This is a genomic window from Mesorhizobium sp. Cs1321R2N1 (genome assembly GCF_037179725.1).
Lineage (GTDB): Bacteria > Pseudomonadota > Alphaproteobacteria > Rhizobiales > Rhizobiaceae > Mesorhizobium > Mesorhizobium salmacidum.
In genome coordinates this window covers 1-9,075 of record NZ_JAPYKP010000184.1, presented here as the reverse complement: position 1 = coordinate 9,075, position 9,075 = coordinate 1, and the positions used below count along the sequence as shown (strand labels likewise).

11 protein-coding genes are annotated in these 9,075 nt (G+C 63.0%); all 11 read right to left on the bottom strand.

The genetic code is table 11. From position 1 onward, the window contains the following. Positions 1–660: MFS transporter (locus O7A61_RS28985; RefSeq protein WP_337132675.1), on the bottom strand; the 660-nt coding region annotated here is incomplete at its 3' end. Between the two features lie 184 nt (positions 661–844). Next, entirely contained in the window at positions 845–1,111 is a 267-nt protein-coding gene (fliQ, locus tag O7A61_RS28980) for a flagellar biosynthesis protein FliQ (RefSeq protein WP_013893193.1), read from the bottom strand. A gap of 13 nt (positions 1,112–1,124) precedes the next feature. Continuing rightward, the gene (gene flgD, locus O7A61_RS28975) at positions 1,125–1,532 is read right to left on the bottom strand and encodes a flagellar hook assembly protein FlgD (RefSeq protein WP_140504163.1); all 408 of its coding nucleotides are present in this window, start codon (positions 1,530–1,532) and stop codon (positions 1,125–1,127) included. Continuing rightward, the gene (flbT, locus tag O7A61_RS28970; protein WP_127869880.1) at positions 1,532–1,975 is read right to left on the bottom strand and encodes a flagellar biosynthesis repressor FlbT; all 444 of its coding nucleotides are present in this window, start codon (positions 1,973–1,975) and stop codon (positions 1,532–1,534) included. Before flbT ends, flgD begins: the two co-directional genes overlap by 1 nt. Then, on the bottom strand, positions 1,972–2,319 hold the full coding sequence (gene flaF, locus O7A61_RS28965; RefSeq protein WP_337132674.1) for a flagellar biosynthesis regulator FlaF: 348 nt from the start codon (positions 2,317–2,319) through the stop codon (positions 1,972–1,974). The genes flbT and flaF overlap by 4 nt, the downstream gene beginning before the upstream one ends. A 32-nt stretch (positions 2,320–2,351) precedes the next feature. Then, positions 2,352–3,395 (bottom strand): flagellar hook-associated family protein, encoded by a 1,044-nt coding sequence (locus tag O7A61_RS28960; RefSeq protein WP_337132673.1) that lies wholly within the window; start codon positions 3,393–3,395, stop codon positions 2,352–2,354. Between the two features lie 3 nt (positions 3,396–3,398). Beyond that, a complete protein-coding gene (flgK, locus tag O7A61_RS28955; protein ID WP_337132672.1) occupies positions 3,399–4,850 on the bottom strand; it encodes a flagellar hook-associated protein FlgK in 1,452 nt (483 codons plus the stop codon). A 27-nt stretch (positions 4,851–4,877) separates the two neighbouring features. After that, positions 4,878–6,137, bottom strand: coding sequence for a flagellar hook protein FlgE (locus O7A61_RS28950; RefSeq protein WP_337132671.1), 1,260 nt, complete (start codon positions 6,135–6,137; stop codon positions 4,878–4,880). Between the two features lie 79 nt (positions 6,138–6,216). Beyond that, positions 6,217–6,885 (bottom strand): response regulator transcription factor, encoded by a 669-nt coding sequence (locus tag O7A61_RS28945; RefSeq protein ID WP_015315897.1) that lies wholly within the window; start codon positions 6,883–6,885, stop codon positions 6,217–6,219. 223 nt (positions 6,886–7,108) lie between these two features. Then, on the bottom strand, positions 7,109–7,693 hold the full coding sequence (locus tag O7A61_RS28940) for a transglycosylase SLT domain-containing protein (protein WP_337132676.1): 585 nt from the start codon (positions 7,691–7,693) through the stop codon (positions 7,109–7,111). Further along, the coding region (gene fliK / locus O7A61_RS28935; protein ID WP_337132670.1) for a flagellar hook-length control protein FliK at positions 7,626–9,075 on the bottom strand (1,450 nt) is incomplete at its 5' end. The genes O7A61_RS28940 and fliK, both read right to left, overlap by 68 nt.

The window sequence follows — 9,075 nt, the reverse complement described above, 5'->3', positions numbered from 1 at the left end:
GCCGGCGCCCATGGCGGCCCCCAATGACTCGCGCGGCAGGGTCGAGACCGGTAGATCCGGCTTCCAGCGTGCCAGCACGACGATGAGGCCGATATAGCTCACCGCGTTCGCCGCGAAGGCGGCGGCCGCACCGGCGGCCGCGACGATGATGCCGCCGATCGCGGGGCCGACACTGCGGGTCAGGTTGAAGCCCATTGAATTCAACGCCACGGCGGCAGGCACCTTGTTGCGCGGAACGATGTCGCCGACGGAGGCCTGCCATGACGGGCTGTTGAGCGCCGTGCCGCTGTCGATCAGGAAGGTGAAGGCCAGCAGCGTCCACGGCGTGATCAGGTCCAGATAGGTGAATACGGTCAGAAGCACCGAAACGACCAGCATGAAGGTCTGGGCGATCAGCATCACCTTGCGGCGGTCGAAGCTGTCGGCAATGGCGCCCGCGACAAGCGCGAACAGCATGATCGGCAAGGTGGTCGAGGCCTGGACCAGGGCGACCTGATAGGGCGAGGTGGCGATGGTGGTCATCATCCAGGCGGCGCCGACGCCCTGGATCAAGCCGCCGAAATTGGAGACGAGACTTGCGCCCCAGACGGCGCGGAAGATGCCGTGCCGGAACGGCGCCAGCGCCGAGACGCTTTCGCTATCCGGCTTTTCGTCAATCATGGGCGGGTTCCTGCCACGGCGTGCCGATCCTTGCGGTGATCCGTTTCCCCGCATGATTTGCCGAAACTATGGCATCACGGCGCAAAGGGCGAATGCCTTGCGGGGAAGATCATGGTCCAACAAGGGGATAGCGAAGGGCCACACGCTCGTGCCGGAAGGCGCCGAGCACCGTTTCTGGAATCGCTCAGAAACCGTTCTGGATGCGCTCGAAGATGACATTGGTGAAGGCCGATATCTGGCCGCCGATGAAGGGGCCCGTAAGCGCCACCACCAGCATGATGGCGACGATCTTGGGCACGAAGGTCAAGGTGATTTCCTGGACCTGTGTCAACGCCTGGATCAAGGCGATGCCGATGCCGACGGCCATTGCGACCAGCACCACCGGCGCGGATGCCGTCAGCACCGTCCAAACCGCGTACTGGACGATGTCGAGAGCGTCGGCTTCGTTCATGTCGGCGGTTGGCCTAGCTCGCCGGCTTGATCGACACGCCCGCGCCGACGGGGACCTGGGTGCCGTCCTGCAGCACTGCGATCAGTCCGCTGCTGGCGAGCGTCACCGAAGCCACTATTCCGGTGGTCTTGCCGTCGGCCGACGTGATCGAGCGGCCGATAATAGCGTCGGCCTGCGACAGCGCCGAGGACTGCATGATCTGGTCGAGCTTGGTGTTGCTCTGTACCGATTGCTCGACCTGGGAGAAGGTGGCGAGCTGGGCGACGTACGCCGTCGAATCCATCGGCTTGGTCGGATCCTGGTTCTTCATCTCCGCGATCAGAAGCTTCAGGAAGGACTGATAGTCGACCGCTGTCTTCGAGGTCGACTTGGTGGTCTGGTTGGCGCCAGCCGGTATCGTCGTCGTCATATCCACGGTCATCAGTATCGTGCCCCCACGGCCAGCGGGCGCGCGGCACCCGGAACGTCGTCATTGCCGCCAAGCGCGCGGCGTTCGAGAGGATAAAGCGAACGAATCGCCTTCAAGGCCTCGTAGATGTGATCCTCGCCGACCATGCGGTCGACCTGTTTCAGCGCGTTGCCGATCTCGGCGTCTTCGAAACTTGCAATGAGCAGCGGCAGCGAGCGGCGGAACATCTCGCGTGCTTCATCGGCACCAGCGGGGTTCATCAGCATGACCTGCACGATGAAATAGAGCTGCCGCAATGGCGTCGACGCCTCGTCGGCCTGGATCACATGGCTCTCGAGCAGGAACTGCACGTCGTTCATCAGCTCGACCGTGACCTTGCGGTCGACGCGGATGACCGCGCCGTTGATGTAGATCTTCTCATTGGGCTTCAGCGATATCTTCAGCGTGTTCGTCATTGAATGCCGTCGCGGATGATCTGGGACACTTCGATCAGCCCCTCGAAATTGTCGGTGCGGCCCTGGCGGATGTCCTCGGCCTCGCGCAGCAGCCACAGGCCGATGGAAATCAGGTTGGCGCGCAATTCCTTGGGGAGCGCATTGTCACTGGAGCCAAGGTCTTCGACGAAGACAGTCCAGACGCGGTTGGTGAAATTCAGTGCCTCCACGGCCTCCATCGAATCCTGGCCGGCCGCCGCCGCAGCCGACAGCATGTCGATCGAGCGGGTCAGCAGTTCGCGCTCACGGTCCTTGGCGTCCGTGACGGAGGTGCTTTGGACGTCGGCGTAGGAGAATTGGTACATCGTTGGCTCTACCGTTCCGGTTCAGAGTGCTTTCAGGTCAGGTAATTCAACAAGCTGAGCTGCTGCAGGCGCGCCGTCAGAGCGAAAGACGTCTCGATATGCTGCGTCAGGTCGGCGACGCGGGTCGCGGCTGCCGCCGGATCGACTGCTTCGAGATCCAGAATGTGCCGTTCGAACAGGTCGATCTGCGTCTTCATGCGGTCGCTGGCGTCGGAGACGCGCTTCTGGACGATGCCGGTCTGGGATTGGACCTGCGCGATGCCGCTCAGCGCTTCGCCGACCAGCACCTGCGAGTGGTCGACGATGCTGTCCTTTGCCGCCCGGCTGATATTGGTGGACATCAGGCTGGAGACCAAGGCGGCCGCGATGGCGAGCTTCCTGATGCCGTCGCTGTTGGCGCCGGTCGAGGTCTCGGTGGTTTCGTTGAGCGCGATGCGGCTGACGATCTGCTGGTCGGTGGCATTCGACATGTTGGTCTGCCAGCCCGCGCCGAGGAACTGCGGCGTGACATCGTTGGTGATGAAATCGTCCATTTGGGCCGCGGTGATGTTGGCCGCGGCCGGGTCATTGGGCGTGAAGCCGAATTTGGCGACGAAGGAGGCGTCGAAGGCAGTCTTGGCGGGAGAACCGGGGGCCGTGAAATCGTTGATGGGCTTGACGTCGGTATTGGTGCCAGCGAACAGATATTCGCCATTGACGCTGGTGTTGAGGATCGACGTAAGCTGCTGGATAGTTGTCTGGCCGGTCGATTGGGTCAGGCTGTCGGAGTTGTCGCCCGACGACGCGGTGGTCAGGCTGGACAGGAAAGTCTGCGCGACGTTGGAGAGCTGGCCGAGCGAGGTCTGGGTCGATGAGAGCCGGGCGGCCACCAGTCCGTTGGAATCGACAATGACGTTGAGCCGGTCGAGGTCGCGCGAAAAGGTGACGGACTGGGCCGTACGCCCACCAAGTGCCAGACCGACATCGGCGACCTTGCCGGTCGAGGCCTCCTTCGTGGCTTTGACGAGATCGGCCTGCATGCGCATCTGCTGATAGCGCATGGCATTCGTGAGGGCAGCAGAGGAGACAAAGGTCATGGCTTATCCCACCGCGTTCAACAGGGCCGTCATCATGTCGTCGACGGTCTTCATCATCCGGGCGGATGCCTGATAGGTGTGCTCGAGATCGAGCATCAGCGACATCTCTTGATCGACATTGACGCCGGTTGCGTTGGACAAGGCATCGGCACTGCGCTGTGCCAGGGCTTCCTTGGCGTCGGCGGCGGTCGAAGCCTGCTGACGAACGCCCTGCAACCAGCCGATCGAATTGGCGGCGTAGTCGGCAACGCTGGAGGTTGCCGAAATCCCGGCCGAGGAATCGAACGTCATCGGCTTGTCGAGCTGGTCGCCATAGGCGACCAGAAGGTTGGAGTATGAAGCTCCGCCAGTGTTGGCGACGTAAGCGGCGCCGTTGGCGCCGCCGTCGCGCAGCAATGTCGGGTTGCCGCCGGTGCTGGGATCCATCGCGGCATTGATCTTGATCGTTCCAGCAAGGCCATCGACGAGCGTGCCCGCGGCTGGTACCGCTGGTGCGCCCGACCAGGTGAACAGGCCCGCCGCGTTGGGCATCGACGGTGCGGTTTCGGCAAAGGCGGTGATCAGGCCGCGCGCGGTTTCGTCGAGTTGGCTCTGCATGGTCGAGGCGACGCCGTCGCGCACTTGCAGCATGCCGGCAATCGTGCCGCTGGCGGTGGTGTTGCCGCCGCTGCCCGCCGAGACCGGCACATTGTCGATATAGACGGTGTTGCCAGCCGCACCCGCGGCATAGCCCGAAGATGGGGCGAAGCTGACGGTGCGTGGGATCGTCTCGAACAATGTCGTGCCGTCGCCCGTGGTGATGACCATGTCATTGTCGCCACGCGTGAAGGTCGATACCGGAATGTAATTGGCGATCTTCTTCAACAATGCGTCGCGTTGGTCGAGCGCATCGGAAACGTCGGTACCGGAACGGGTTCCGGACATGACCGCGATGTTGGCATCCTGGAACTGGTTGAGCAGCGAGTTGAGATCTTTGACGGCGGTATCGATCTGGCCGTCGGTCTGGGTACGAAAATCCTGAATGGCCTTGGAGCCTTCATTCAGGGACCGCACGACCTGTTTGGCCGCGTCGATGACGTTCGAGCCCAGATTCTGGTTGGACGGCGAGGTGGCGTATAACTGCAGCGCCTGCTGCAGATTGGCGATGGCGGTCGAAGGTGAGGAGGCGTTGTCGACGCCATTCACTGAAACGTCGAGCTGATCCATGCCGCTGTAGAGCGCGTTCTGGCCGGCGTAGGCGGACAAAGCGCCGAGGTTCTGGCGAAACAGCAGGTCGTTGGCCGCACGCTGAACATCAACCGAACGCGCGCCGGGCGTCGTGCTGGTGACGAGCGCGATGCGGCGCGAATAGTTCGGATTGTCGGCGTCTGCCACGTTGCGCGTGACGACGCTTGTTTGCCGCGAGGTGGCCAGAAGCGCCGATTGGGCGATGCTCAGTGCGGAGGAAAGCGACATGCTGGTCTTTCACGGGCGGAGCCCGGTTTATCTCTTCAGGTTGACGAGGACGTCCATCAGATCGGAACCGGTCTGGAAGACTTTGGAATTGGCGGTGTAACTGCGCTGAGCCGCGATCATGTCGGTCAATTCCTCCGCGATATCGACGTTGGAATTTTCGAGCGCGCCCGAAATGATCGAACCAAGCTTGCCTTCATTGGCAAAGCCGACACGGACCGCACCGGAGTCGGTGCCTTGGGCGTAGACATTGCCAGGCAGCGCCTTGAGCTGGTCGGGGCTCTGTACGTCAGCAAGCGGAATTTTGTAGAGCGGCTTGGAGGTGCCGTCCTTGTACTGGGCGTAGATGGTGCCGTCCTTGCTGATCTGCACCTTGTCGATGGTGCTCGGCGCATTGCCGTTGACCTGGGCGTCGGAGACGGTGAAGCCGGTGCCGAGCTGGGTCAGCTTCGAAAGGTCGAGATTGAGGCTCGCGCCGCCCGGCACCGTGAATGAAACGTTGGTGGGCGTGCCGGTGAGTTTGCCCGTGGTGGTATCGAAGGTCAGGTTGGCCGAGCCCAGTGCACCGCCGCCAGCGTAGGGGAAGCCAGTTCCGGCCGTCGCCTTCGATTGGTCGAAGACCGCCACCTGCCAGGTGCCGGCGCCGGTGTTGGTGAAATAGACGTCGAGCAGCTTCTTGTTGCCGAGATTGTCATAGGCGACCATCGACGATTTCGAGGTGTACTGCGCGCCTGCGGTGTTGGTGGTGGGCAGGTTGCCGGCGGCGACCGGTGTCGCACCTGCCGGCAGATTGCCACTGAAATTGCCCTGGGTGCTCGGCGTCGCGGTCAGTCCCTGGTCGGAGATGACAACCGGCTCTAGACCTTCGAAGCCGTTCACGGTCGCTGCCGGCGTGCCATTGGCGTAACTGTAGGCCATCAGCTGGAAACCGGCGGCATTGACCAGCCGGCCCTGTGCATCGGGAACGAAGGCGCCGGCGCGGGTCAGGAAGGGCGTGCCGCTCGGGTCCTGGACGACAAAGAAGCCATCGCCGCTGACGGCAAGATCGGAGACCGAGGTCGTGTATTGAAGTACACCCGGATCGCTGACCGCCTGGCGGATCGTGGTGGTGATGCCGCCGGAATTATAGGCGCCGCCGGTCGACGGCATGATCAGCGTCGAAAATTCGGCCGAGGACCGCTTGTAGCCGGTGGTGTCGGAGTTGGCGATGTTGTCGGCCGTCGTCGACAGGCGGTTTGCCTGGGCGTTCATGCCGGAAACGCCAGTCCGCATCATTCCGTAGAGGCTCATCGAGATGTCTCCGCAATATCCTTGCCACTGGCTTCGAGGCTACGCCTCCTGTCTTGCGCGAGGCTGGCGCGGTGCCGCATCAGAACACCAGCCGGTAGCCGAGGAAGCGCTTGGAATCGATCGGGTCGGTGCCCAGCTTCTCGCGCAGTTTCTTGCGCAGTTTGCTGATGTGGCTTTCCACCACGTTCTCCTCGACCTCTTCGTCGAAAATGCCGTAGATGGCGTTGAACACCTGGGTCTTGGTGACGCGGCGGCCGCGATTGCTCGCCAGATATTCCAGGATGCGGCGCTCGCGGCGTGGCAAGGGCAGCGGCTGGCCGTCGATCTCGGGATCGCGGCCGTCCATGAAGATGCGCATGGCGCCGATCTCGGTATAGGCGACGTCTTCGCTGGCGCGTCGGCGGATGGCGGTGATGCGGGCCAGGATTTCGCGGATGTGCACCGGCTTGCGGATGACGTCGTCGACGCCGCTCTCGAACAACCGCAGCGTGTTTTCCAGCGAATGCTGCTCGCTGAGCGCAATGACTGGAGCTCCGGTGCGGTCGCGGATCTGGCGCGGCGAGATCGCGCCGTCGCGACAGTCGCCGATCAGGAAGGCCCGGACCGATCGCAGATCGGTGTCGGCGGCCGAGTTGACCCACTCGCCGAATTCGCCCGGCGCGAAACCGGCGCAGGCGATCCCCTCGCGATCGAAAAGTGAATTATAGCCCTCTGTCACGAGCTCTCGCTCGTCAACGATAACGATCATCGGCCCCGCCTCCGAATCAGCACATTTGCCCCGTGGGGAAAGGCGTATCCGCTGGCGAGAATCCTGAACAACCGTCATTTCTTGTAACTAGTTTCTTGGGAGTCTGGAATCGGAGCGGTTGCATTAGCGCGCCGCCAGATATGTTTGTGAGCCCAGGTCTTGACCCAGTCGAATGGACCGCTTCGCATCCAGAGAGTTGATGTATTAGAAGCAGAAAATGCGCTTATGGGTTGCAGAAGGCGCGAGCGTTCGTGGTCCATTTGCCGAAGCCGGTGGCCACCATGTTGGCGATCACCCTGCAGACATAGACCTTCTGCGCCGGATCGTTGTCGGGACCGGCATGATAGCGGGCGACGGCCATCGACCAGGTCACATGGCGGGCATGGAGGCTGGCCAGGAAGCTTGCCGCGTAGTCGACGTTCTGGCGTGGGTCGAGCATGTCCTCGACGCTGCGGAAATGCGAGGCATGGTAGTGATGGTTGATCTGCATGCAGCCCAGATCGATCAGCGTCTTGCCCTCGCGCTGGGCGTTGGCGAAGGCGGCAAGCGCTTCGGCCCGGCTTCTCGGGAAGACTGCTTTTCCCTCTATGTTCATGGCATTAGGCTGAAGACTGCCCTTGTTGCCGGTTTCCGTCAATCCGACGGCATAGAGGATGCCGGCGGGTACGCCATAGCGGTCGGCGGCACGCAGGATCTCGGGTTCGCAAGGATTGGTGGCGGCGCCCGCGCTGCTCGCGAGGCTAGATAAACATATCGCCAGCGCGCTCGCGAGAAGGCGAAGCGGCGCGGCCGTGTGCTTGCGCTTCATCATGGTTACCCCTTGCGGATTGCTGACCCGACTGCTGGCCGCCGGCTCCATTATTGCCGCCGCCGGAATTTCCGGGCTGGAAGGATGATGGATCGCGGCCGGGTGCAGCGCTCACGGAGGCGGTTGTATCCGTCCGGGTTGTAGAGGGAGTTGCAACCGAGGATTGCATGATGGTGACCTTATCAACCTCGAAGCCCAGCCCGCGCAGCGACTTGACGATCGCCTCGCTGTCGCTGGAAAGCCGGCGATAGGCATCGTGTGTTTCGGGTTTCAATTCAATCGACAGTTGTTCTCCGGAGAGCCGAAGATGGGCCGTGACCATGCCCAGTTCGGCCGGGTGAAGTTCGATCTTCAATACATGTGTCGGAACGGCAACAGAGCCCGTCAGTTGAGCGGTCGCGGAAGCCGTGGAGAGCGTCTTGTTCGGGCCCCCATCGGCTGAAATGGCGCCGATCACGTTGAGGGCTGCCTGGCTCATCGGTGCCTGCGGCGGCGCGGGAAAGCTGCGTTCGGAAACCACGTCGATGCGTGCCGCCGCCGACTGCTGTTTTCCCGGCTCGGACCGCAATGAGGACTGAAGGTCGGCAATGGATTTCAGCTGCGGCGCCGCCTGTTTCGTCTCCACGCCCGGAACCTCCGCGGGCGCCTCGGGCAGGGGGCCGGCCACGATGGCATTGTCGTGTTTCGGCGCGCCGGCGGCATCGCGGACGAGCTTGCCGTCGAGTTTCGTCAACGGTCCGTCGACGAGCGATACCCGCTCAGGCTCGGACATGGGTTCGAGACCGTCACGCCCCGCAGGGGATTTCTGCCGATAGGCCTTCGACGGAAGCTGTCCATCGATAGCAGAGCCCTGTCCTGTTTCGCTCGCGCTCGAGTCGGCCGACTTGGTCGATGTCGAGAAATGGCGCAGGTCATGAAACGCCATCAGCAGCGGCAGATGCCCGTCGAGCGGCGTTGCGCCCGGATCGGCGGCCGGCGCTTCGGCATCGGCATCCTTGTCCGTCCCGGCGTCCTTGCCGTCCTTCATGGATTTCGCGGCAGACGATCCGCTCGGCGTGGCCCTTGCCTTGCCGGCGGGCATCGGCTTGTCCTCGCCTGCCTTTGCCGCAAGCTCCGCGGCAAGCCTGCTCCACCGCGGATCGCGGGAGCCTGCCTCGGCCGGTGGCTGCTTCTCCGAATGGGCAGGGCTCGCGCCGCCGTGCACCATCTCTCCGAAACCGGTTTCGTCCTTCTTTCCGGACGCGGCCGGCTGCTCGGCCGTGCGCGCGGCGGTAAATCCTGGCAGGGCCGGGCCGAGGCTGGGGGTCATTTCGGGGCGGCTCCAAGCATCTGGTCGATCAGGTCGAGCTGTCGACGGGTTTTCGTCATGGCGGCGTCGGTCG

What these genes read in the sequence shown, in the direction of transcription:
- fliQ (WP_013893193.1), bottom strand. Translation starts at nt 1,111, where the DNA reads ATGAACGAAGCCGACGCTCTCGACATCGTCCAGTACGCGGTTTGGACG.
- flgD (WP_140504163.1), bottom strand. Translation starts at nt 1,532, where the DNA reads ATGACCGTGGATATGACGACGACGATACCGGCTGGCGCCAACCAGACC.
- flbT (WP_127869880.1), bottom strand. Translation starts at nt 1,975, where the DNA reads ATGACGAACACGCTGAAGATATCGCTGAAGCCCAATGAGAAGATCTAC.
- flaF (WP_337132674.1), bottom strand. Translation starts at nt 2,319, where the DNA reads ATGTACCAATTCTCCTACGCCGACGTCCAAAGCACCTCCGTCACGGAC.
- O7A61_RS28960 (WP_337132673.1), bottom strand. Translation starts at nt 3,395, where the DNA reads ATGACCTTTGTCTCCTCTGCTGCCCTCACGAATGCCATGCGCTATCAG.
- flgK (WP_337132672.1), bottom strand. Translation starts at nt 4,850, where the DNA reads ATGTCGCTTTCCTCCGCACTGAGCATCGCCCAATCGGCGCTTCTGGCC.
- O7A61_RS28950 (WP_337132671.1), bottom strand. Translation starts at nt 6,137, where the DNA reads ATGAGCCTCTACGGAATGATGCGGACTGGCGTTTCCGGCATGAACGCC.
- O7A61_RS28945 (WP_015315897.1), bottom strand. Translation starts at nt 6,885, where the DNA reads ATGATCGTTATCGTTGACGAGCGAGAGCTCGTGACAGAGGGCTATAAT.
- O7A61_RS28940 (WP_337132676.1), bottom strand. Translation starts at nt 7,693, where the DNA reads ATGAAGCGCAAGCACACGGCCGCGCCGCTTCGCCTTCTCGCGAGCGCG.